This is a genomic window from Alishewanella sp. HH-ZS, assembly GCF_001704375.1.
GTDB classification, from domain to species: domain Bacteria; phylum Pseudomonadota; class Gammaproteobacteria; order Enterobacterales; family Alteromonadaceae; genus Alishewanella; species Alishewanella aestuarii.
The window spans coordinates 26,939-49,564 of the sequence record NZ_LZEJ01000018.1 but is presented as its reverse complement, the minus strand read 5'-3'; the positions used below and the strand labels follow the sequence as shown (position 1 = coordinate 49,564).

The 22,626-nt window shown below is 52.2% G+C and carries 21 protein-coding genes; 9 read left to right on the top strand and 12 right to left on the bottom strand.

Annotated elements, in window-relative coordinates:
• Positions 1 to 77: 77 nt before the first annotated feature.
• The 8 genes from A9165_RS08940 to A9165_RS08905 all read right to left on the bottom strand — a co-directional run bounded on the left by A9165_RS08940 (position 78) and on the right by A9165_RS08905 (position 10,066).
• Entirely contained in the window at positions 78 to 572 is a 495-nt protein-coding gene (locus A9165_RS08940) for a hypothetical protein (protein WP_065955626.1), read from the bottom strand.
• 150 nt (positions 573 to 722) lie between these two features.
• On the bottom strand, positions 723 to 1,460 hold the full coding sequence (locus A9165_RS08935) for a tetratricopeptide repeat protein (protein ID WP_176714607.1): 738 nt from the start codon (positions 1,458 to 1,460) through the stop codon (positions 723 to 725).
• Between the two features lie 301 nt (positions 1,461 to 1,761).
• A complete protein-coding gene (locus A9165_RS08930; RefSeq protein WP_065955624.1) occupies positions 1,762 to 2,886 on the bottom strand; it encodes a GGDEF domain-containing protein in 1,125 nt (374 codons plus the stop codon).
• Between the two features lie 51 nt (positions 2,887 to 2,937).
• The gene (locus tag A9165_RS08925; RefSeq protein ID WP_065955623.1) at positions 2,938 to 3,855 is read right to left on the bottom strand and encodes a histone deacetylase family protein; all 918 of its coding nucleotides are present in this window, start codon (positions 3,853 to 3,855) and stop codon (positions 2,938 to 2,940) included.
• Entirely contained in the window at positions 3,855 to 5,699 is a 1,845-nt protein-coding gene (locus A9165_RS08920; protein ID WP_065955622.1) for a bifunctional acetyl-CoA hydrolase/transferase family protein/GNAT family N-acetyltransferase, read from the bottom strand. The genes A9165_RS08925 and A9165_RS08920 overlap by 1 nt, the downstream gene beginning before the upstream one ends.
• Positions 5,700 to 5,832: 133 nt before the next feature.
• Positions 5,833 to 6,528 (bottom strand): OmpW family protein, encoded by a 696-nt coding sequence (locus A9165_RS08915; RefSeq protein WP_065955621.1) that lies wholly within the window; start codon positions 6,526 to 6,528, stop codon positions 5,833 to 5,835.
• Positions 6,529 to 6,679: 151 nt separating this feature from the next.
• Positions 6,680 to 8,224 carry a DUF3300 domain-containing protein gene (locus A9165_RS08910; protein ID WP_065955620.1) on the bottom strand — a complete coding sequence of 515 codons (1,545 nt, stop codon included), beginning with the start codon at positions 8,222 to 8,224 and terminating at the stop codon, positions 6,680 to 6,682.
• Between the two features lie 135 nt (positions 8,225 to 8,359).
• Entirely contained in the window at positions 8,360 to 10,066 is a 1,707-nt protein-coding gene (locus A9165_RS08905) for a lysophospholipid acyltransferase family protein (protein ID WP_065955619.1), read from the bottom strand.
• Between the two features lie 152 nt (positions 10,067 to 10,218).
• Between A9165_RS08905 and A9165_RS08900 the strand changes: the two genes are divergently transcribed.
• Entirely contained in the window at positions 10,219 to 11,139 is a 921-nt protein-coding gene (locus A9165_RS08900) for a glyoxylate/hydroxypyruvate reductase A (RefSeq protein ID WP_065955618.1), read from the top strand.
• Between the two features lie 310 nt (positions 11,140 to 11,449).
• Here A9165_RS08900 and smrA read toward each other — a convergent pair whose 3' ends face one another.
• The 3 genes from smrA to A9165_RS08885 form a co-directional block, all read right to left on the bottom strand.
• A complete protein-coding gene (gene smrA, locus A9165_RS08895; protein WP_008949982.1) occupies positions 11,450 to 12,028 on the bottom strand; it encodes a DNA endonuclease SmrA in 579 nt (192 codons plus the stop codon).
• 112 nt (positions 12,029 to 12,140) lie between these two features.
• Positions 12,141 to 12,419, bottom strand: coding sequence for a hypothetical protein (locus A9165_RS08890; protein WP_065955617.1), 279 nt, complete (start codon positions 12,417 to 12,419; stop codon positions 12,141 to 12,143).
• A 151-nt stretch (positions 12,420 to 12,570) separates the two neighbouring features.
• On the bottom strand, positions 12,571 to 13,899 hold the full coding sequence (locus tag A9165_RS08885; protein WP_065955616.1) for a M20/M25/M40 family metallo-hydrolase: 1,329 nt from the start codon (positions 13,897 to 13,899) through the stop codon (positions 12,571 to 12,573).
• Between the two features lie 120 nt (positions 13,900 to 14,019).
• On the opposite strand from A9165_RS08885, the gene A9165_RS08880 reads away from it, so the two are divergent.
• Positions 14,020 to 14,409 (top strand): response regulator, encoded by a 390-nt coding sequence (locus A9165_RS08880; protein WP_008608896.1) that lies wholly within the window; start codon positions 14,020 to 14,022, stop codon positions 14,407 to 14,409.
• 89 nt (positions 14,410 to 14,498) lie between these two features.
• A complete protein-coding gene (locus A9165_RS08875) occupies positions 14,499 to 14,795 on the top strand; it encodes a metalloregulator ArsR/SmtB family transcription factor (RefSeq protein WP_065955615.1) in 297 nt (98 codons plus the stop codon).
• A gap of 118 nt (positions 14,796 to 14,913) precedes the next feature.
• On the opposite strand, the gene rpsT is transcribed toward A9165_RS08875, so the two are convergent.
• Positions 14,914 to 15,183: a 30S ribosomal protein S20 gene (gene rpsT / locus A9165_RS08870; protein ID WP_008608893.1), complete on the bottom strand. Its 270-nt coding sequence runs from the start codon at positions 15,181 to 15,183 to the stop codon at positions 14,914 to 14,916.
• A gap of 174 nt (positions 15,184 to 15,357) precedes the next feature.
• Between rpsT and murJ the strand changes: the two genes are divergently transcribed.
• The 6 genes from murJ to ispH are packed head-to-tail and all read left to right on the top strand — an operon-like array spanning position 15,358 to position 22,625.
• On the top strand, positions 15,358 to 16,935 hold the full coding sequence (gene murJ / locus A9165_RS08865; RefSeq protein WP_065955635.1) for a murein biosynthesis integral membrane protein MurJ: 1,578 nt from the start codon (positions 15,358 to 15,360) through the stop codon (positions 16,933 to 16,935).
• Positions 16,936 to 16,983: 48 nt separating this feature from the next.
• On the top strand, positions 16,984 to 17,934 hold the full coding sequence (ribF, locus tag A9165_RS08860; protein ID WP_065955614.1) for a bifunctional riboflavin kinase/FAD synthetase: 951 nt from the start codon (positions 16,984 to 16,986) through the stop codon (positions 17,932 to 17,934).
• Positions 17,935 to 17,948: 14 nt separating this feature from the next.
• A complete protein-coding gene (gene ileS / locus A9165_RS08855; RefSeq protein WP_065955613.1) occupies positions 17,949 to 20,774 on the top strand; it encodes an isoleucine--tRNA ligase in 2,826 nt (941 codons plus the stop codon).
• The gene (gene lspA / locus A9165_RS08850; protein ID WP_065955612.1) at positions 20,774 to 21,265 is read left to right on the top strand and encodes a signal peptidase II; all 492 of its coding nucleotides are present in this window, start codon (positions 20,774 to 20,776) and stop codon (positions 21,263 to 21,265) included. The genes ileS and lspA overlap by 1 nt, the downstream gene beginning before the upstream one ends.
• A complete protein-coding gene (gene fkpB, locus A9165_RS08845; protein ID WP_065955611.1) occupies positions 21,262 to 21,693 on the top strand; it encodes an FKBP-type peptidyl-prolyl cis-trans isomerase in 432 nt (143 codons plus the stop codon). Before lspA ends, fkpB begins: the two co-directional genes overlap by 4 nt.
• 2 nt (positions 21,694 to 21,695) lie before the next feature.
• Entirely contained in the window at positions 21,696 to 22,625 is a 930-nt protein-coding gene (gene ispH / locus A9165_RS08840; RefSeq protein WP_065955610.1) for a 4-hydroxy-3-methylbut-2-enyl diphosphate reductase, read from the top strand.
• Position 22,626: the final 1 nt, after the last annotated feature.

Here is a 22,626-nt window from a genome sequence, read left to right as displayed (position 1 = left end):
CTGCTAAAACATATTCAAACTCAATCCTTGTCGGTAAATGCTCGGTCGTGTATTGTTAAATTACTAAGTCAATTTGTCTAGGGCGTGCTGACAGCATCTGCTGCGACACGCGCGCCCAGCATCTGCGCCAGATAGTGTAACTGCAGATCAATATCCCCATAGTTTAAAGTCGTCATCCATTTATGCAGCTTAGGATCATGCTGTACGATGACATATTCATATGGAAAGCGATTCGTTTTTAAATCGCTTGGGATTCGATGCATGATTAGCGGGCCAAACTGCCGTCGTAGTTTTATCTTCTCTAATACCAACTCAGCTCTTTGCCTATCTGTGGTTGCTTTATTGTAATACTGCCGTGCCTGAGAGCTAGTAAAAGCGAAAAGTCTGCTGATTATCAGGTTAGGTTCGGATACGTTGTCGTTATGATAGTCGATAATAATTTGCAGTTCAGGCGCTGTTGCAGGAATGTATAGCATCATGTTGACGTCATCAAAAAACACGTCAGCTCGGGCTGGTATGGCTGCTATGCAATATAATAAAAAAGCGACACTCCCTGTTATTAATCTTTTCATATCTGGCTCCTTGCTAAAGTAAACACCTTAGCACTAAAAGTGCTGGCTAACCGCGATTTAGTCCCACTAAAGCTTTATCAAAAGCCATACAACCGGGTATTTGCATACCTGGTTGTAAGATAAAGCCGGCAAGATAGGGGCAAAGTAAGGTTACATGCTATTGGTAAGCGATTGCTTCAGATCCCGGTCACCGGCGCGCGGGCTGATGGATACACAGCCATAAGAACCATCACACCTTTGGCTTCTGATCCTAACCATACTGCCAGGGTCAAATAATCCGGTACGTTGTAACTGTTGCACTACGTTTGTCAGCATCGATTCCGTTTTAAAGTCACGGCCAATTACCTGAATAATTTCCATATCGTAAGATTGTTGTAAGTCAGCGACCTGTTCGGCAACCTCTGCCTGCGCGGATACCTGTGCGGATAAGAGTGTAATGCAGTTTTGTAGGTATGGTCGGGACGGCTGATGACCGACCAGCACCAATTGTTTAAAAAGATTGGCGGCGGCGCTGATATCCTGCTCTGCAATTTCCCCGCTCAGTTTCATCCGGGCGAGTAAAAAGACGGCATCAAGCAGTTTTTTCTCACTGGCCCTTTCCAATAACGCTAAGCCGTCACGCTGGATACCCGGGTCTGGATCCAATAATTTCGTCACTGCAACTTTATAAAGGGCCGGTGCATAGTCCAAATCCACTGCTTTTTGTAGTAGGGAAGCGGCCTGTGCCGGGTCTTGTTCAACCACAAAACCCCGTTCATACCAGTCCGACATTAACAGCAATGCTGGTTCATGATTCGACTTCGCAGCCCGGCGCAGCATCCGCAGCGCACGCTCCGGTTCAGCCGGCCGGCCATCACCGGTAGCGTAAATCATACTGAGTAGAGTCATGGCTTCTGTACTACCGTGACGGGCTAACTTATGTAAATCCCTGATATCTTTGTTGCAGTTGCCTGATACACAGGCAAGTTCCTGCGACTGTGCAGATCGGGCGTGCAATTGTAAGGGAAGCAAAAAGGCGCACACAAAGACTAAGCTGCCCAGAAACCGTGTGGTGTGTTTCATTGATTCATCCTGAATTAGGGTCGGGATTTAAGCTTAGCGGTTAAGAAATATACTGTCAATTAGCGTTTTATTAACATGATAAGGGCAATCTAATTCGATAAGGGTACTGCTATAACTTAGAAGCAGATTAGGCTGAGCTTGTCGCTTGCTGCACCGTTGATGCTAAAAACTGCTGCCTGGCCTGATTACGACCTTGCTGCTTGGCCTGATAAAGCAGCTGATCGGCTTGCTGCATCAACTGACCACTCTGATAACCGCTGGCCGGGTAATTTAGGGTGATAATACCGATCGATGCGGTGACTACGCCAAAGGGTGAGTTTTGATGCGGGATCGCCATTGCCGCCAGCTTGTCGGGTAATTGCAGTAAAGTACTGCGGCTGCTGGCACTGTGCTGCTCTACCAGAATAAATTCTTCGCCGCCAAAACGCACCACCAGCAGCTTGGGATCGGCAGACAGTAGCCTGGATAGTTGCACCAGCACCAGATCGCCATCCAAATGACCATAATGATCGTTATAGCGTTTAAAGTAATCGATATCCAGCAGCCCCAGCGATAATTGCTGGCCTGGCGGCAGTTGTTGCAGTTTTTGCTGCAAACGCTGTTCGAAGCTACGCCGGTTCAGCAAGCCGGTTAACTGATCAGTTTCGGCTTTTTGTTGCTCCAGCCGCACGGTTTTAAACTGGCTGCGCAATAAAATATCGAACTGCCGTTGCCAGCTCAGGCACAGCAATAACGTAATACTCAGATAGAACAGTGTCCAGCCGGTGTTGGTATCGGTACAGTATTTCAGAAACAAAATGCTGGCGCTCAGTTGCAGCCAGAGCAGCAGTTTTTGCTGCAGGTTAAAAATCGGGATAGCGGCCAGCGCAAAGGCCACCACCAGGGGGCCACCTTCGCCCAGCTTGCCAAAATATTGGGCTGAACTGTAAAAGGTCACCGCCAGCAGCAATAACACCAGGGCGGCTATCGCCAGCCAGCCCTGTAGCCAGTGGTCGGGTGTCAGGCGCCGGTTGTAAATCGCGAAGCCGACAATCAGTGTAGCGGCAATAAAGCGCGATAGATTGTTCAGGCTGTGCCATTGATCGCCCAGGATAATATCGGTGGCACTGAATACCAGCAGCAACAGGGAACAGACCAGCGCCAGCCGCTGTGCGATATGGCGGGTGCTGGCAACCAGATACAGCCGGAACTCGGCCTCACTGGCCGGGTCCAGATAAGATAAAGCTGGAAAGTAGTTTTTAATCAATTGCATAGAAAAGAGATATCCAGATGATACCTCTAAGCTTAGCAGCTAATTTGCTACTCAGAGCAAGCCTTTTAAAAAAGCCACCACACTACGTCCGAGCGCACTTAACGCATATCCGCCTTCCAGCATGGCGACGATGCGGCCCTGGCAATGTTTATCGGCCAGTTGTTTTAGCTCGCTGGCGATCCACTGATAGTCCTCTTCGCGCAACATAAAGTGCGCCATCTCATCTTCAGCGTGGCCGTCAAAGCCGGCCGAGATCAGGATCAGTTGTGGGGCAAAGGCATCAATGGCCGGTAGCCAGTGTTGCTGTACCTGCTCACGCCAGGCGCTGCTGCGGCAGCCGCCGGCCAGTGGTAAATTGATAATATGCTCGTTACTGCTGTCGGCGCCGGTGTAAGGGTATAGTGGATGCTCAAACGAGGAGCAAAACAGTACCCTGGGTTCATGCTGAAATATATCCTCGGTACCGTTACCATGATGTACGTCGAAATCAACGATGGCGATCCGGCTTAGTTGATAGGTGTTCAGGGCGTGCTCTGCCGCGATAGCAATATTATTGAGCAGACAAAAGCCCATTGCCTGCTCGCGGGTGGCGTGGTGACCGGGCGGGCGCACCGCGCAAAAGGCCTGCTCGTTACTGCCTTGCATTACCTGATCCACGGCATTAATACCGCTGCCGGCGGCATGCAGGGCGGCATTCAGGCTTTTCGGGCCCATAATGGTATCGGGATCCAGCCAGATATGGCCCTCGGTTGGTGCTTTGGCAAATAATTCATCGACATAGCGTTTGCCATGCGCCAGATATAGCGCTTCTTTTGTGGCCGGGCTGGCGTCGCGCTGCATCACCACATATTCCATACCGGAACGGATCAGCTGGTCATTAATCGCCGACAGGCGCTCCGGACACTCCGGATGATCAACGCCATTTTCATGGTAGTAACAGCTGGGGTGACTGAAAATGGTAATGGGCATCAGCTGTCTCCTGCTGGTGTTAAATCCAGTTTTAAATAGGCTTCGGATGGATCTTCGCTACGCAAGCGCACAAAGCCGGCGTTTTCGAATACTTTGAGCATGGGTTTGTTTTCGGCGCGCACATAGGCCTGCATTGACGCCAGGCCACGCGCTTTTGCCACATCAATCATTTCTGCCAGCAGCCGCTTTGCCATACCTTTGCCCTGGAACTTTTCGCGGGTAACAAAGGCCACTTCACAGCTATTCTGGCTTTCGATCAGGTAGTAGCGGCCGACGGCCTGGATCTCTACGACTGAGCCTTTTTGCTTCACAATACACAGTGCTAAATCCTTGGACTGATCGACACTGACCAGGGTGCAGGACTTTTCGCGGCTCATCTGAGTCGGCACTGAGTTATAGCGCATTTGCAGCGTTTCTTTGGTATGGGAGTAAAAAAACTCCTGCAAGCGCCGTTCATCCGACGGGTTCAGTGGCCGCAAATCAAAGCTCTCGCCGTTTACGCTCAGCTCTTTAAAGCCGACAGGCCCCAGCTCTGGCACTTCGACCGGGGTTTGCACCTGATAATGCGGTACCCAGTAATGTTTACGGACTTCAGCCAGTAACTGATTACGGAATTTCGGATGGGCGACCCGGATCAGCTCCAGCGCCCGCTCGCGGATGCTTTTGCCGCGTAACGAGGCCACGCCAAACTCTGTCACCACATAGTGTACGTGCGCCCGGCTGGTAACGACGCCGGCGCCTTCGCGGATATGCGGCACTATGCGCGAAATACTGCCATCTTTGGCGGTCGAGGGCAGGGCGATAATAGGTTTACCGCCATTACTCATTGAAGCACCGCGGCTAAAGTCAACCTGACCGCCAACGCCGCTGTAAAACTGATGACCAATTGAATCTGACACCACCTGCCCGGTCAGATCGACTTCGATGGCACTGTTAATCGAGACCATGCGTTCGTTGCGGGCGATATTGCTGGGTGAATTGACATATTCACTCGGATAAAAGCCGATATGCGGGTTTTGGTGCACAAAGTCATACAGCTGCTTAGTGCCGATACAAAAGCTGGTGACACTTTTACCGGGGTGAAAGGTTTTGCGCCTGTTGTTGATCACCCCTTTTTTAATCAGCTCCAGTACACCGTCGGTCAGCAGCTCGGTATGCAGGCCCAGATCCTTGTGATTGCTCAGATAGCGGGTGACCGCTTCACAGATTTTCCCTACGCCAAGCTGAATAGTGGCACCATCTTCTACCAGCAGCGACACATACTGGCCGATCCGCTCAGTGCGCGGATCCAGCTCGGTAGGCTGCACTTCCGGTAGTGGCTGCTCGGCATAGAAAAAAGCATCGATATCGTCTTTATGAATAAAAGACTGGCCGTAAGTGATTGGCATCGCCGGATTGACCTGGGCAATCACTGTTTTGGCGGCCTTTGCTGCCGCGGCTATCACATCAACTGATACACCAAGTGAATGATAGCCATGCTCATCAGCCGGGCTCACCATAATCAGTGCGGCATCCAGCGGTAGTACGCCGTCGGTAAACAGCGCCGGAATATCGGTCATAAAACAGGGGGTGTAATCAGCCCGGCCCTCAGCGACAGCCTGACGCACGGTATGGCCGCCGATAAAGAAGGTATTGACCTTAAATAAATGCTGAAACTCGGGTTTGGCCCATTTGTTGTCTGACAGGGTTACCAGCTGCACAATTTCAATATCATGCAGGCTTTTGGCATTGGCAATCAGATCGTCAATCAGTAGGGTCGGCACCGCGGCATGGGAGCCAATAAAAATCCGGTTTCCGGATTTTAGCAGGTGTTGCCAGTTAAGTTTGGAGACAGGACTTGGCATAACAGCTCCGGCTTGAGATCAGTATTAGCACTCTAATCCAGAAGCCGGAGCGGGAAAAGCCCCGACTTTGGTCGGAGCGCCCGGAAAAATACCGTCAACACCGTAATGTTGACGGCAAAGGGCAAGATAAAACTTACAGCGTCCAGCGCAGACCAATCATCGCTACCAGCGGATCAATGCTGACATCAACGCTTTGCACTGTATTGCCATTCACCCGGACATGCGCCTTAGTATCGATATCAATTTTGCTGATCATCAGGTGGACACCCAGGTTATCAGCCAGTTTGATATTGACGCCGGCTTGTGCGGCCAGGCCCCAGGAGTTTTTCAGCTTAATGGTCACAGGATCACTAGCACCAGCCGCACCCAGCGCGACCAGCGTGCTTTTCAGCTGACCGTCGGCTTCGGTATTAAAGAAGTTGGTGTAGTTGACGCCCAGGCCAACAAAAGGCTGAATGTTGCTGTTACCAACATCAAAATAATACTGGCCGAGTAAGGTAGGCGGTAAATGCTTGGTTTTACCTACTTTTAAACCGTCAATAGCGCCATCGCCACTGATTTTGTGGGTAAAGGGGGTTGCGGCAATTAACTGCACGCCCCAGTTTTTATCCAGTTTGTAGTCAAAGGTCAGGCCCAGTTGGGTATTGTCATTCACCTTGACGCCAGTTGAGCCGGCTGGTAAGCCTGCGACGGCTTCCACCACATTCAGATTGCCGCTGCTGTCACTTGGCATCACGCTGATGGCACCAACGTTGACAGAAAATTCGGCCATGGCAGGGGCGGCAACTAAACTCAGGCCCAGTGCTACTGTAGATAACATTGTTTTCATTATATTCTCCCGTCAGATAACTGGCGCCATTGTGCGCTTGCTGGCGGTGAAAACCTTGGGCTGGATCAAAAAAGCCCGCTACAAAGCGGGCCTTTAATGGTAAGTATTGTTCTATATCAACAAAGTGGTAGGGAACACGCCCCAACCAAGCCTAGTCCTGCTGTTGGCGCCGGTTTTCAAAGCGGTTAGAGCGCTCGGAGATCGAACCTGTTGTCCGGCTCTCGCTTGCTGGCCGGCTAACAACGGCTTGCCGTTGTTCCATTTGTGGCCGCTGCGGTTGTACCCGCTGGCTGTCCTGCGCTGGCCGACTAACCGGTTGTACCCGCTCTTGCTGAAATCTTTGCGGCTGCACCCGCTCGGTTCTTACCTCTGGCTGCGGCCGTTGATACTGCACGCGCTGCTCTCTGCCTAGCGCCTCACTGCGCTGCTGTTCTCTATTTAATACTTCGTTGCGCTGTTGTGTGCGTAGCGCGCTGTCCTGCACACGCTGTGGCCGCTGCCGGTCAACGGCCGGGCTGGTGTCTGCAACAGGGATTGGCTGGATCCGCTGCTCATTTTCCGCCCATTGCTGAACAATACGTCCGTCCGTCGGGCGCTCCTGACGCTGCGGCCGTTCGCTTCGAGCTGCCTCATACTGGCGTGGTTGGCGGTTGCTGTCATACTGACGGCCTTCGCGCTGTGCACTGCGTGGCGCAGCCTCAGCTTCGCGATTTGCCTGACGTAGCTTGCTGTCGGCCGGAATAAAGCGATTATCAGTTTGTGAGCGCTGCTCCTGATTTCGCTCAGCACGCCACTGTTCGCGAGGTCTGTGCTGCGTATCGTCATGGCGGCGTGGCCGGTCCGGGTGGTGCTGATAGTCTGGCCGGTCACGCAATTGACTGTGCCGGTAATGCACGCCACGACGGTGATAATGGTCATGCTGCCAGCGAGGCGCATTATGGAAATGCTGCCGTTTTGGATAATAGCGCGGTGGCTTATGATAGTAATGGTGGTGCACTATCACATGATGACGGTGCCAGTCGAAGACGCTGAAATAAAACGCTGGCCTGACGTAAAAGCCACTACTCCAGTAAAAGCTGACCCGGCTGCGGTGACCGACAGGCTCATACCAATACAGTGGTGGATAGGCTGGCCACCACCAGTTACCGTAAACCACCCGGGTATCGTAGTAGGGTACGTAAATCACCTCACGCCGCGCCGGTTCAATCACGATCACTTCGCGTTCGCGCTCCACCACCACATGCTCCATCTGCTGCAATGAGCCCTGGGCATAGGCGCGTTGCCGTAAGCGCTGAATACTGGCCAGTAACGCTGGCTCATCGGCTAAAAAGATTTCTCCCAGCCGCTGCGTCCATTGCAGATCATCATTCAGGCGTTGCACTAACTGTGGGAAGGCAACCAGAGCCTGCACACTGGGGTCCCAGTCCTGGCCCTGCACGGCTTCTAGCGCGTCTTCGCCGCTGAGATCCGGATTGCGCTCTAACCAGCGCGCCGCCTGCACAATTTCCAGCGGATAGGTCGAGGCGATCAAGACGTGGGTTAGTACTGAATCCGGATACAGTGCAATCGGGGCCAGCATCTGGTCCAGCTCGGCCTCGCTGTTACTGGTGCGGCTTTGTGCCTGACTGGCGCAGGCACTGAGCAATAAAATTGCCAGGGCTAATAGTAGCTGTGGCAGGGTTCGTTGTATCGTCATATCAAGCTCCTAACCACGGGCGATAGATTGCGCCGGCAGAGGGATGGACATTAAGTATACAACTTATAGTGGGCTGCGGCTGAATCGCGGCTGAACTTTACCGCATCTTTACACTAAGCCACAAGAAACGGCGGATTAGCTTAGATAACGGGCGCGTTTTTGTGCTTTTAGCTGCGTCAGGTCTACCAGTACCAGGCCATCAATGCAGTCAGCGAAATCCGGATCCGTGCCAAAGGCCAGAAATTTCACACCGCCTGGCTCGCACAGCTCACTGTATTGTTTATATAAGGTGGGAATACTTACCCCCATATTCGCTAGCAGGTGTTTTAGCTGCACAAAGTCTGCCGCATAGTCCTGACCGCTGAAGTGCTGCTGCAGCTGTTGCAGAATAGCGTGCGGCAGCTGATAGGGCTGATTTGATACCGCTGTTCGCTGTTCATCCTGAAAATATAAAGAGTAGAAATAGACCATCAGATCCCGGGCTGCTTGCGGGTAGCTGTTCGACAGACTAACGCCGCCAAACAGATAGCGTAGTTCCGGATACTGCTTAAGGTAAGCACCAATGCCATACCACAGATAGTCCAGGCTGCGCTTACCCCAATAGCGCGGTTGCACAAAGCTGCGTCCCAGCTCCAGCCCCTGCGCGAGATAAGGTTGCATCTGAGCGCTAAATTGAAATAGCGAGGCGGTATATAAGCCAGCTAAGCCGTGATCAGCGATCACCCGGGCCGTATTGGCAAAACGGTAGGCGCCGACAATCTCCAAATCATCGCTATCCCACAGGATCAGATGTTCATAGTGGCTGTCGAAACGGTCAATATCACGGCGCTGGCCACAGCCTTCACCGACAGCCCGAAACGCCAGCTCGCGCAGGCGGCCGATTTCACGCATTACCGGCGAACTTTGCTGATGATGATAGAGGTAGATTTTTTTGCCATCGCCGGTTTCGCCCAGCAACTGGCAACTTTCTACGGCCTTTTTCAGTACAGCCCGCTCTTCCGGATGCGCTATCGCACTCTGGGTTTTAAACAGCGGGGCTTTATCTTTTGCCAGCCGGTACAGGTGCTTTTTAAACAGTTTAACTTTATCTACCAGCTCCAGCTGTAGGTGGTTAAAGCTGTCAAACGGAATGCTTTCACCAATGCGCAGCGTGATCGATTTGCGCTGTTGCTTAAACATTTCCTTTACCAACAATAAGGTGGCCAGCGGTTTATATAGCATCGAGGCACTGTAAAACAGCGCCGAATTGCGCCCACCAATATAGATCGGCAGGATTGGTGCCTTACTTTGACTGGCAAAGCGCAAAAAGCCGCTATGCCACTTGCCGTCCCGGATCCCATTGGGTTTTAAGCGTGACACCTCACCGGCCGGAAACAGGATCAGCGCGCCTTCTGCCGCCAGATGGGCGGCAATGGCGTCTAAGCGGCGCCGCTCGGTGCCACCTGTCATATTATTTACCGGTAACAAGAGGGGGTGCAGCGGCGGTAGTGCCATCAGCAGCTGATTGGCCAGTACCTTAACATCTGGCCGGATCTCGCTGACCAGCTTTAGCAGGGCCAGCCCGTCCAGCGAGCCGATCGGATGATTGGCGATAATCACCACCCGCCCGGTCGCCGGGATCCGCTCCAGCTCGTTGTCGCGTACGGCGTAGCTGAAGTTAAAATAGTCCAGCACCTGCTCCACAAACTCCAGTCCCTGCAGGTGCGGGTAGCGCTTGGCAAAATTCTGAAAATCCTGCTCATGTAACAGGTAGCTGAGGAATCCTTTAACCGGCCGGTAAAACCAGCTCTGGCGGTCAACCTGGGGCAGTTGTTGTTCGATCATTTGTTCGACATTCAGCATCGCTCTGTCCTCTCACCTGTTACATAGGGTCACACAGTTGAGCCTAATGCCTTTGTATGACGCCAAGTTGGCAGTTTTATGGCAGTTTGACGACAGCCGAAGTGCCGCTTTTATGCTAAGGTTGGCACCCTGGCCAAGATATGGAGTGAGCTGTGACTATTGCCCTGATTATCCCTGATCGAAAACTGGATGACTTACAACAACGGCTCAGTGCCGCCCTACCGGGGGTAACGATTGAGGTCTGGCCCGAGCTGAATGATCCTGCTGCTGTCACCTTTGCCGTGGTATGGAAGCACCCGGCAGGCTGTTTACAGCAGTTACCGAATTTAAAAGCGCTGCAAAGTTATGGTGCCGGTGTGGATAGTATTCTTGCCGATCCCGAGCTGCCCGCGGTACCGCTGGCGCGGGTTGTTGATCCGGCGTTAACTGAGTCTATGCTGCGTTATCTGGCCGGTATTGAAAGCTATTACCGTTTGCGCCTGGATCAGTTTCATCGCCAGCAACAGCAGGCGCATTGGAAACCGAAAAGCCCACGTCAGTTGCGCAAGCTTTGTGTGCTGGGGTTAGGTGAACTGGGCGCGGCGGCCGCACAATTTTTTCAGATGCAGGGCTATCAGGTGACGGGCTGGGCCCGTCGCCCGCAACAGCTTAGCGGTGTAACTTGCTATGCCGGCGTTGATGGCTTAGCCGCAGCTCTTAACGATGCCGATCTGGTGATCTGTTTATTACCACTGACCAGTGCCACCGAGGATCTGTTAAATAAACAGCTGTTTGCCCTGATGAAGCCGGGAGTGATACTGGTCAATGTCGCGCGTGGCGCGCTGCTGGTGGAGGCAGATTTATTGGCCGCACTGAACAGTGGGCAGGTTCAGGCGGCGTGTCTTGATGTGTTCCGGCAAGAGCCCCTTGCGGCAACGCATCCGTTCTGGTCGCATCCGTCGATTTTGGTCACACCGCATATCTCAGCGGTAACCCGGGTGGATACAGTGGTGGCGCAGATCGCAGAGAATTACCTGCGTAGTGAAGCCGGCTTAGCATTGTTAAATCAAATCGACCGGCAACAGGGCTATTAACTGGTTAAAATTACAGCGTTGCCAAGGAGTTATTAACGGACTACACTCTTTTGGTCGCAGTAACCTGCCTGCCGGTCGCAACCAGGGCTGTTGCCGTGACAGAATAATAAGAATAAATGTTGAGGTTAGGTTATGAGTAAAGCGTCCAGTCGTGGTTTTGGCTTTACCACTCTGGCTATTGCCGTGATTTTAATGGCGTTGTCAGCCTTTCTCACCCGGGCAGAAGCCGTTTGCTGGGTGATTTAAAAATTAAGGGCCTTTTGGGCCCTTAATTTTTTATCTGTCTGCCGCGGTGCGGTAGCCTTTTGTGCTATTTCTTGCTGTGTCGTTCCCGGTTTTCGCGTTTTTGTTCGGCATTTTTCTGCAGCAGGACATAGGTGGCGCTATAGCCGCCATGTTGACGCTGAGCGGTATGCGCTGCCAGAACGACACCAAAAGCCGGTAACCATTTAAAAACATAGCTACGTAAGATGGCTGGATGCGGCTTGCTGTTGCGGCCCATACCATGCTGGATCAATAAGGTACGCACGCCCCGTTGATGGCAGTCGGTAATAAATTGCTGTAGCGCGCCGCGGGCTTCGATCAGTGTTTTGCCCAGCAGGTTCAGGGTGGCATCCAGTTGATACTTGCCCAGGCGCAGATTGCGGTATACCCCTTGTTGCACGCCGTCTTTACAATAGGCAAAGACGTCATCCGGCTTGACCAGCTCGACATATTCCATGCTCAGGTAATGCGGATCATACTCCATTTCCTGTTCCGCCGCCTTGCGTCTGGCTTGCTGCGCCAAAGTGGGGCTAAACTCAGCGTTGGCTTGCAGCACAGCATCCTGAGTCAGTGGCTTTACATCGGCCATTTCAGAAAGAAACAGCTCGAATTCATCTTCCTGCATAGCGGTCTCCGTCGATTAGCATGGTCTGGATGCACTACGTTAAAAAGCTAGCGCTGGTCCAGACCTGAAAGATCGGAAAGTATAACGGCAAGCCGCTTTAGAAAAAAGCGGCTTATTCGGCTTGCGGTTTTAAGGCGGCGGGTACGGCGTCGCTACTGGCGGCTTTTTTGCGTGCCGCAGCAAAGCGCAGTAAATAGTAGGCGTTAATCAGCAATACCAGCAGATTGGAGATCACCCCTTGCGGAATGGCAATATGGCTGTAATAGACAAATAACAGGCTGCAACCTATTAATGTAGCTAATCTCAGCCAGAATACATCTTTGATAAAAAAGGCGCCGATACAGATCGTCAGGCCAACCCAGCTGATAATGTCATAAATTAAGTTTTCCATCTGCAGGCTCCACGATACGGCAGGTTAATTGCGCGCATTATGAGCAGTGTCGAGTTTTTACTCAACTGAGGAATATTGTAGATTTCAAATTAGATTTTTTAATAGATGTAACCCTGCTGTCATAATGGCGACAGCAGGGGCAGGGGGGAGTTTACTGGCGTAAATCAACGCTGCTATTGGCGATGGCGCGGGTCATAATCAGCCAGGCTTCCAGGTTTTGCCGCAGTGCCGTTGGATCAATTTTATCCAGGGTATCGTTTGGCGTATGGTGATAATCGAAGTAATCGGTGCCATCCTGCATCAGGCTGGCGACTGGCACGCCCTGAGCCTTTAAAATTGACACATCCGGACCACCTGAGGCGGTATTCGGACCCATGGCAATACCCAGCGGTGCCAGTTGTTGCTGGATCTGTCTGGCAAATTGCAGCGCCTGCTCGCCCATACCGGTATCAAAACGCCAAACCCGGCCGGCACCAAAGTCAGATTCAGAGGCAAAGACATGCTTATGCAGTTGTTGGTGATGACGGGCGGCATACGCACGGGCGCCAATCAGACCGCCTTCTTCGTTGCCAAACAGCACCACGCGGATCGTGCGCTCCGGCTTTTCCTGTTTTAGCAGGGCGGCCGTCGCCATTACGATGCCCACCCCGGCGCCATCATCCAAAGCCCCGGTGCCTTCGTCCCAGGAATCCAGGTGCGCACTAATTAACACAATTTCATCCGGTCTTTTACTGCCGGTAATTTCCGCAATCACATTATGGCTGGTGACGGTGCCTGGCAGCTTGTTGTTCATTTGCAAGCTTAAGCTGACTTCCGGGTTACGGCTGAGCATTTTACTAAGCTGCAAGGCGTCAGGTACCGAGATCGCCGCCGCCGGGATCCGCGGCACGCCCTCTTCATAGCGCATCTGACCGGTATGAGCGAACCGGTTGCTGCTGCTGCCGACCGAGCGGATCAGCAAGGCTTTGGCACTGAGTTTTGCCGCTTCGACAGCACCGCGGGCGCGACCACCGACTACCTGGCCGTAGAAGCCACCACGGATGTCTTTTTCCAGCGCATGGTTAATAAAGACGATACGATCTTTGACCTGTGACGGCTCGGCGGCAATCAACTCTTCCAGCGTATTAAACATCACGACCTGCGCCGTGATACCATCAAAGGGCGTACCCACAGAGCCACCCAGAGCGGTGAGTACCAAGGCCTGGTTGAAAGGAGCACCAACGCGCAGACTGGCGTCACCACGCTCCCAATACAGCATCTCAAACGGCTCGCGCCAGACTTTATCAAAACCTAACTGTTTAAAATGTTGCTCGGCCCAGATCACAGAGCGGATGTCAGCTTCACTGCCAGCCAGGCGCGGCCCGACCTCGACGGTTAAGGATTCCACCAGCTTATAGGCCAAATCTTTATCCAGTGGTAGGGTTGTTGCCTGCACATTCAGACTAAAAGCTGCTATTATTGTGCTGATCCAGAGTTTCATATGCTAAGTGACCTTGGTAGTTTAGATTTTTTCGAATTTATCATCTTTAACGGATTAAACCCAGATTTAGCGGCTAACGTAAGAAAAAGCCAGACTAACTGAGTAAGGAGTACCTTCAGGATGCAAGGGCAGACACAGGGAGACGCATCATCAGGCCTGACGGCGCTGGTGGTAGACGATACGCTAACCAGCAGACATTATCTGAAACAGATCCTGCAGTCGCTTGGCGTAGCGGTAGTGCATGAGGCCGCAGATGGCGCCAGTGCTGAAGCCTTATTTGTGCAACAGCAACCGCAGCTGGTTTTTTTGGATATTCAGCTGCCAGACATCAACGGTAAGGTACTCTTACAACGATTCCGGCGTATTGATCAGCACTCGCATATTTTTATGGTGTCGGCCCACTCCAGCGTCGACAACCTGAAAGCGGCAGTAGCAGGTGGTGCCAAGGCTTTTGTCGTGAAGCCATTTTCGGCAGAGCGAATTAGTCATCTGGTGCAACCTTTGCTCTGATTGTTGGTCTGAGGCTGGTCAGGCGTATCAGGGCTTCAGTTGTCAGCTCTGGGTTCTTTTTCAGGTTCAGTCAGGTACGGTAACAATAAATGAATTTAGAAGATATGCTGAAGAACTCAGCACAAGCGGTGAAATTGCTGAAAGCCGTTTCGAATGAACGGCGGCTGATTATTTTATGTCACCTGTTAGAAAGTGAAATGTCGGTGGGTGAAATTAACGAAAAGCTGGATTTAAGTCAGTCAGCCCTTTCGCAGCATTTGGCATTGTTACGAAAGCATAAACTGGTGAAAACCCGCAAAGAAGCACAAACGGTATTTTACCGCCTTAACAGCGCCGAGGCCGAGGCATTGATCGCGTTGATGCATAAATTGTACTGTTCAGAATAAAGGTTGCTACGGCAGCCTTTATTTTTGGCCGCTATCAGGGTTTGTTGACCTTTACTATGAAGAATCGCGTAAAACAAAAAAGCCAGCATTAGCTGGCTTTTTCGTCGAACTCTGACAGTTAAGCGGCTTTTAACGCTTTAACATGTGCATTTAAGCGAGCTTTATGACGAGCTGCTTTGTTCTTATGGATCAGACCTTTGGCCGCCATGCGGTCAATTACCGGAACCATTTTGTTGAATGCTTCCTGAGAAGCAACTGCGTCAGCAGTTAACACCGCTGCGTAGGTTTTCTTGATGAAAGTACGCATCATAGAACGTTGACTGGCGTTTTGCTGACGACGTTTTTCTGATTGAATTGCGCGCTTCTTAGCAGACTTAATGTTAGCCAAGGTAACACTCCTAAAAACTAAACCGGACTCTTTAAAGGCCGCATAATATGCCTATTTACTGTGCCATTGTCAAATGCTTTCCGCGAAAAGGCCAGCAATTTAATTGGGATTACCGCTGGTAATTGGCGCCCCGAACAGGTGAAAATAGCGACGCATTATACACAGGAGTTTCAGGTGTCGGGAAAATTATTAAAGTCAGGGCTGATTGTAAGTTTTATGACCCTGATTTCACGGGTGTTGGGGCTGGTCCGCGATGTGGTGGTTGCTAATTTTGTCGGCGCCGGTGCGGCGGCCGACGTATTCTTTTTTGCAAACCGCATTCCAAATTTCTTACGTCGTTTATTTGCCGAAGGCGCTTTCTCGCAGGCCTTTGTGCCGGTACTAAGTGAGGTGAAAGCGCAGCATGGCGATGATGCGGTGCGCGAACTGGTGGCGAAAGTCGCTGGTACTCTCGGCGTGATTGTTACGCTGGTGACCTTATTTGGTGTCATTGCCTCACCGCTATTAGCCTTGCTGTTTGGTATGGGCTGGTTTATCGAATGGCTTAACGATGGCCCGGATGCGCATAAGTTTGAGCTGGCCTCGTTAATGCTGAAAATCACTTTTCCCTACCTGTGGTTTATCACCTTGGTTGCCTTGTCGGGTGCCATTCTAAATACCTATAACCGCTTTGCGGTGGCGGCCTTTACGCCGGTATTTTTAAATATTGCCATTATCGGCAGTGCGCTCTACCTGGCACCGACGCTGGATGAGCCTGCGCTGGCCCTGGCCTGGGGTGTGTTTATCGGTGGCGTGGTGCAGCTGTTGTTTCAACTGCCGTTTCTGGCCAAAGCCGGTTTGCTGGTGATGCCAAAATGGGGTTGGCGCGATCCGGGCGTGACGAAAATCCGCACCCTGATGTTGCCGGCGCTTTTCGGGGTATCTGTCAGTCAGATCAACCTGCTGTTGGATACAGTGATCGCGTCGTTTTTATTAACCGGTGCGGTGAGCTGGCTGTACTACTCAGATCGCTTAATTGAATTTCCATTGGGTTTATTCGGTATTGCGATTGCCACTGTCATTCTACCGAACCTGTCACGCCATCATGCCACTGCCAATGCGGAGCGTTTTTCGCATACGCTGGATTGGGCGATCCGTTTTGTGGTGATGTTTGGCTTACCGGCGATGCTGGCGCTGATGGTGCTGGGCCAGCCCATTATCAGTGTGCTCTTTATGCGCGGCGAATTTACCCAGCAGGATGTGCTGATGGTGTCATACAGTCTGGTGGCATATAGCTGTGGTTTGCTCAGCTATATGCTGATTAAGGTGCTGGCACCTGGCTACTACGCCAGGCAAGATATTAAAACCCCGGTAAAAATTGGCATTATTGCCATGGTCGCTAATATGGTGTTTAACCTGATGCTGGCACCGTTTTTAAGTTATGTCGGTCTGGCGCTAGCGACTGCGATGTCGGCCAGTTTAAATGCGTTTTTATTGTATCGGGGTTTAAAGCTAGCCGGAATATATCGGCTAAGCCGGCAAAACTGCTGGTTCTTAGCCAAGTTTAGCTTGGCCGCGATCTTAATGGCGGCAACCTTGTGGTGGTTAAGTCCAGAATTGAATGACTGGATTGCCCGGCCACTGGCAGCACAAATTCTGTTGTTAAGTAGCCTTTGTGTCGGCGCGGTGCTGCTGTACTTCGCCTTGCTGTTGCTTTTCGGGGTACGTTTGGCTGATTTTAAAGCGAAATCTGTTGCTGAAAGCCGTCACTAATCCGGTTATAATCCGGCGTTTACAGGCACCAGAGGCATTATTGCAGGCATGGAGTTAATCCGCGGTATCCATAATATTCTGCCGCAGCATCAAGGCTGTGTACTGACTATTGGCAATTTTGATGGTGTGCATCTGGGGCATCAGGCGGTGCTGGCAAAGGTGCAGCAGTTAGCGCAGTCACTTAAGCTGCCATCCTGCGTTATGGTATTTGAGCCGCAGCCGCTGGAGCTGTTTGCCGGTAATGCCGCGCCAGCGCGTTTAAGCCGCTTTCGCGAAAAATATCAGGCGCTGGCCGCCGTCGGGATTGACCGCATGCTGTGTGTGAATTTTAATCGCAGCTTTGCCGCTCAGGATCCGCAGCAGTTTATCAAAACCCTGTTGCTGGATAAGCTGGGCGTGCGGCATCTGATTGTGGGCGATGATTTTCATTTTGGCAAAAACCGCAGTGGTAATTATGCCTTACTGGCCCAGGCCGCGGCGCAATATGGCTTTGGTTTAAACAGTACCTCCAGTTTAAAACTGGGCGAGCAGCGGGTCAGCAGCACTTTGATTCGCGAAGCGCTGCAACAAGACCAACTGGACAGAGCCGCCGCCATGCTGGGGCGGCCTTTTACACTAAGCGGCCGGGTGCGCCATGGCCGTAAGCTGGGGCGGGATCTGGGTTTTCCGACGGCCAATGTCTGGCTTTACCGGCGTAAGCTACCGGTGTCGGGCGTGTACGCTATTACAGCGCATACTTGTTATGGTGTTTTTAACGGTGTCGCCAATATTGGCAACCGACCGACAGTGCAGGGCAGTCGTGAGCAGTTAGAAGCCCATTTATTTGATTTTAATCAGGATTTATATGGCAGCCAGATCCGGGTAGAGCTACGGCATAAACTTCGAGCCGAGCAACGTTTTGCCAGTCTGGATGCGTTGCAACAACAAATTGCCGCCGATGTTGCGGCAGCACAACAGTATTTTAGTGAGGCCGCGTCCGCGCAGGCCCCGACAACCTAACGGAACCGAAACGGATGAGCGATTACAAGCATACCCTTAATTTACCGGAAACGGCCTTTGCCATGCGCGGTAATCTGGCGCAGCGGGAACCGCAAATGCTGGCCAAGTGGACGCAGGATGATCTCTATGGTCAGATCCGCAGTGCAAAAAAAGGCAAGAAAACCTTTATCCTGCACGATGGCCCGCCCTATGCCAATGGCAATATCCATATCGGTCATGCCGTTAACAAAATTCTGAAAGATATTATTGTTAAAGCCAAAACCCTGTCTGATTTTGATGCGCCCTATGTCCCGGGCTGGGATTGTCATGGTCTGCCGATTGAGCTGGTGGTGGAGAAAAAATACGGCAAGCCGGGTACCAAGCTGACGCCAGCGGAGTTTCGTGACAAATGCCGCGAGTATGCGCTAACGCAAATTGAAGCCCAGCGCACTGACTTTATCCGGTTAGGGGTATTAGGCGATTGGTATAAGCCGTATCGCACTATGGATTATGCGACCGAAGCCAATATTATCCGCAGCCTGGGCAAAATTATCGGTAATGGCCACTTGCAACAGGGCTTTAAGCCGGTGCACTGGTGTACCGACTGTGGTTCGGCCTTGGCCGAAGCCGAAGTAGAATATCAGGACAAGGTCTCCCCCGCGATTGATGTGCGCTTTAAAGTACTGGATGACAGCGTTGCGGATAAGTTTGATCATCCGGCTGGTCATGCCGGTCAGGGCCCGATTTCGGTGGTGATCTGGACCACCACTCCTTGGACCATTCCGGCGAACCGCGCCGTGGCCCTCAACGCTGACTTACAGTATTCGCTGGTACAGGTTGAGCAAGGTCCAAATGGCGCAGAGCGCTTAATTCTGGCCACTGAGCTGGTGAAAGACGTGATGGCGCGCGCCAATATCGAGCATTACCATGCGCTGGGTTTCTGTCAGGGCGCGGCGCTGGATTTAGTTCAGTTGCAGCATCCGCTGTATGACTTTAGCGTGCCGGTAGTGTTAGGCGAACATGTTACGACGGATTCGGGTACCGGCTGTGTGCATACGGCACCGGGCCATGGTCAGGAAGACTTTGTGGTTGGCCAGAAATATGGCCTGGAAGTCGCTAACCCGGTTGGTGCCAATGGGGTTTATCTACCGGATACGCCGCTGTTTGCCGGGCAACATGTGTTTAAAGCCAATGACACCGTGGTTGAAGCGCTGAAAGCGGCCGGTGCCTTATTGGTGCACAAAGCCTATAAGCACAGTTATCCGCATTGCTGGCGCCATAAAACGCCCATTATTTTCCGTGCCACGCCGCAGTGGTTTATCAGCATGGAGCAGCAGGGCCTGCGCCAGACGTCATTAACGGAAATTGAGCAAACCCGCTGGATCCCCGATTGGGGGCAGCAGCGGATTGAAAATATGGTCGCCGGCCGGCCGGACTGGTGTATTTCACGCCAGCGCACCTGGGGCGTGCCAATTGCGCTCTTCGTGCGCAAAGACAACAGTGCCTTGCATCCACACACGGCCGAGCTGATTGAGCAGGTGGCGCAGAAAGTTGAACAGTCTGGTATTCAGGCCTGGTTTGATCTGGATGCTGCTGAGCTGTTGGGCGCGGACGCTTCGGATTACGTTAAGGTTACCGATACCCTGGATGTCTGGTTTGACTCTGGTGTAACCCATGCCGCAGTCGTAGATGCGCGGCCGGAATTCCATGGCGCCGAAATTGACCTGTATTTAGAAGGTTCGGATCAGCACCGTGGCTGGTTTATGTCGTCACTGATGACTGGCGTCAGCATTAAAGGCAAGGCGCCGTATAAACAGGTACTGACACATGGCTTTACCGTGGATGGTGAAGGCCGCAAGATGTCGAAATCCCTGGGCAATGTGGTGTCACCGCAGGATGTGATGAACAAACTGGGTGCTGATATTCTGCGCTTATGGGTGGCGACCACGGACTACACCTCGGAGATGACGGTATCGGATGAAATTCTGAACCGTGCCGCTGATAAATACCGCCGTATTCGGAATACCGCGCGTTTCCTGCTGGCCAACCTGAATGGCTTTAACCCGCAAACGGATGCCTTGCCATTTAATGAACTGGTGGAGCTGGATCTGTGGGTAGTAAACCGGGCGGCGAAGTTACAACAAGAAATTATTGATGCGTACGATAACTACCAGTTCCATCAGGTAAGTCAGAAACTGATGAATTTCTGTACCGTGGAGCTTGGCAGTTTCTATCTGGATGTGATTAAAGATCGCCAGTATACCGCGCACACCGAGTCCAAAGCCCGCCGCTCCTGCCAGACTGCGCTGTATCATATCGCTCAGGCGATGGTACGCTGGATGGCGCCGGTAATGAGCTTTACCGCGCAGGAAATCTGGGAGGCCTTACCAGGCCAGAGCACGCCTTATGTGTTTACCGATGTTTGGTATCCGGGTTTTGCCAACTTACCGGCAGGTAAATTCAGTGACGCCTTCTGGCAACAGCTGTTAGAAGTACGCGATGAAGTGAATAAGGTGCTGGAAGCAGCGCGCCGCGAAGAAAAGCTCGGCGCCTCTTTACAGGCTGAAGTAACACTGTTCGCCGGTGCTGAATTGGCGCAGGCGCTGTCACAGCTGGGCGACGAGCTGCGTTTTGTGCTGATTACGTCAACCGCTAAGGTGAGTGCGGAGCAACCGGCTGCTGCGGCGGTGGCCACCGCCATTAAAGGTTTAAGTGTGCTGGTAGAAGCCTCTACCGCCGCCAAGTGCGAGCGCTGCTGGCACCACCGTCATGATGTCGGCGCCGATGCCGCCCATCCGGGTATTTGTTTACGTTGCGTCAGTAACGTAGAAGGTAGCGGTGAACAGCGGGAATTTGCCTGATGCAGTTGTTTAATAATACCGCCTGGCGCTGGTGGTGGCTGATCCTGCTGTTAATCGGTCTGGATCAGCTGACCAAGCAGCTGGTACATCAGAATATGGCCCTGTACGATTCGATTGAACTGTTGCCATTTTTTAATCTGACCTATGTGCGTAACTATGGCGCTGCCTTTTCGTTCTTAAGTGACGCCGGTGGCTGGCAGCGCTGGTTCTTTACGATTCTGGCGGTGGTGATAAGTAGCGTGATTGCGGTCTGGATGAGCCGGTTACCACGGCAGCAGATTAAGCTGGGACTGGCATTAAGCCTGGTGTTTGCCGGTGCTATCGGTAATTTAATTGATCGCAGCATCTATGGTTACGTAATAGACTTTTTCCATCTGTATTACCAGACCTGGCATTACCCGGCCTTTAATATCGCAGATTCGGCGATCTGTATTGGCGCCGCCCTGATTATCTGGGACAGTTTTAGCAGTGATTCCGAGGCAAAAAAATGAGCGAAATTCAGGCCAAAAGTACAGTAATTTTTCACTTTGATATCACGCTGGCCGACGGCAGTGCGGCCGAGAGTACCCGGGTGCACAACAAGCCGGCAAAATTACAGATGGGCGATGGCAGCTTGTCACCGGCATTTGAAGCCCAGCTGTTAGGTATGACGGCCGGTGAGAAAAAAAGCTTTACCCTGGCCCCGGAAGACGCCTATGGTATGCCGAACCCGGATAATATTTATTACGTTGACCGCAGTAAATTCTCGGCTGATGCGCCGGCGAAAGTTGGCGCCATTATTGGCTTTGCGATGCCGGATGGCTCTGAATTGCCTGGCTTAGTGCGGGAAGTGGTGGGCGATTCGGTCACCGTTGATTTTAATCATCCGCTGGCGGGTCAGACCCTGACCTTTAATGTCGAAATTGTGCAGGTAAGCTAAAGATGGATATTTTACTCGCTAATCCGCGGGGCTTTTGTGCCGGTGTTGATCGGGCGATCAGTATCGTAGAGCGGGCGCTGGAGCTGTTTCCGCATCCAATCTATGTGCGGCATGAAGTGGTTCACAATAAATTTGTGGTAGATGGTTTACGCCGTCGCGGCGCAGTCTTTGTTGATGAACTGGACGAAGTGCCGGATAGCCATATTGTCATTTTCAGCGCCCACGGTGTGTCGCAGGCGGTGCGTGAAAATGCACGGCAGCGCGGTTTAAAGGTGTTTGATGCCACCTGCCCATTAGTGACCAAGGTGCATATGGAAGTGACCCGCGCCAGCCGCAAAGGCACCGAATGTATCCTGATTGGTCATGCGGGACATCCTGAGGTAGAAGGCACCATGGGCCAGTATGATAATGCTGAAGGTGGCATCTATCTGGTGGAGTCGGTCGAGGATGTGGCAAAACTGCAGGTTAAAAATCCGGCACAGCTGTGCTATAGCAGTCAGACTACCTTGTCGGTAGACGATACCGCCGATGTGATTGATGCGCTGCGCGCCCGTTTTCCGGACATTGAAGGGCCGCGCAAAGATGATATTTGCTATGCCACGCAGAATCGCCAGGATGCGGTGCGCGAGTTGGCCGCCAAGGCTGAACTGATGCTGGTTGTCGGTGCGAAAAACAGCAGTAACTCCAACCGCTTACGCGAGCTGGCGGAGAAGCTTGGTTGCAAAGCCTATTTAATTGATACCGCCAACGATATCCAGCAAAGCTGGCTCGACGGTATCAGCCGGGTTGCCGTTACCGCCGGTGCTTCTGCGCCGGAAATTCTGGTGCAGGATGTGATTAGCCAGCTGAAAATGTGGGGCGGTAAAACCGTGACCGAAACCACCGGCCGCGAAGAGAATGTGGTGTTCGCCATTCCGGCTGAGCTACGTTAAG

Coding starts and splice junctions, on each gene's coding strand:
- smrA (WP_008949982.1), bottom strand. CDS start 12,028: ATGCAGGAAGATGAATTCGAGCTGTTTCTTTCTGAAATGGCCGATGTA.
- A9165_RS08905 (WP_065955619.1), bottom strand. CDS start 10,066: ATGCTGAATGTCGAACAAATGATCGAACAACAACTGCCCCAGGTTGAC.
- ribF (WP_065955614.1), top strand. CDS start 16,984: ATGGAGTTAATCCGCGGTATCCATAATATTCTGCCGCAGCATCAAGGC.
- A9165_RS08920 (WP_065955622.1), bottom strand. CDS start 5,699: ATGCCAAGTCCTGTCTCCAAACTTAACTGGCAACACCTGCTAAAATCC.
- A9165_RS08930 (WP_065955624.1), bottom strand. CDS start 2,886: ATGCAATTGATTAAAAACTACTTTCCAGCTTTATCTTATCTGGACCCG.
- ileS (WP_065955613.1), top strand. CDS start 17,949: ATGAGCGATTACAAGCATACCCTTAATTTACCGGAAACGGCCTTTGCC.
- A9165_RS08925 (WP_065955623.1), bottom strand. CDS start 3,855: ATGCCCATTACCATTTTCAGTCACCCCAGCTGTTACTACCATGAAAAT.
- lspA (WP_065955612.1), top strand. CDS start 20,774: ATGCAGTTGTTTAATAATACCGCCTGGCGCTGGTGGTGGCTGATCCTG.
- A9165_RS08885 (WP_065955616.1), bottom strand. CDS start 13,899: ATGAAACTCTGGATCAGCACAATAATAGCAGCTTTTAGTCTGAATGTG.
- ispH (WP_065955610.1), top strand. CDS start 21,696: ATGGATATTTTACTCGCTAATCCGCGGGGCTTTTGTGCCGGTGTTGAT.
- A9165_RS08880 (WP_008608896.1), top strand. CDS start 14,020: ATGCAAGGGCAGACACAGGGAGACGCATCATCAGGCCTGACGGCGCTG.
- A9165_RS08875 (WP_065955615.1), top strand. CDS start 14,499: ATGAATTTAGAAGATATGCTGAAGAACTCAGCACAAGCGGTGAAATTG.
- A9165_RS08940 (WP_065955626.1), bottom strand. CDS start 572: ATGAAAAGATTAATAACAGGGAGTGTCGCTTTTTTATTATATTGCATA.
- A9165_RS08910 (WP_065955620.1), bottom strand. CDS start 8,224: ATGACGATACAACGAACCCTGCCACAGCTACTATTAGCCCTGGCAATT.
- fkpB (WP_065955611.1), top strand. CDS start 21,262: ATGAGCGAAATTCAGGCCAAAAGTACAGTAATTTTTCACTTTGATATC.
- A9165_RS08915 (WP_065955621.1), bottom strand. CDS start 6,528: ATGAAAACAATGTTATCTACAGTAGCACTGGGCCTGAGTTTAGTTGCC.
- A9165_RS08935 (WP_176714607.1), bottom strand. CDS start 1,460: ATGACTCTACTCAGTATGATTTACGCTACCGGTGATGGCCGGCCGGCT.
- A9165_RS08890 (WP_065955617.1), bottom strand. CDS start 12,419: ATGGAAAACTTAATTTATGACATTATCAGCTGGGTTGGCCTGACGATC.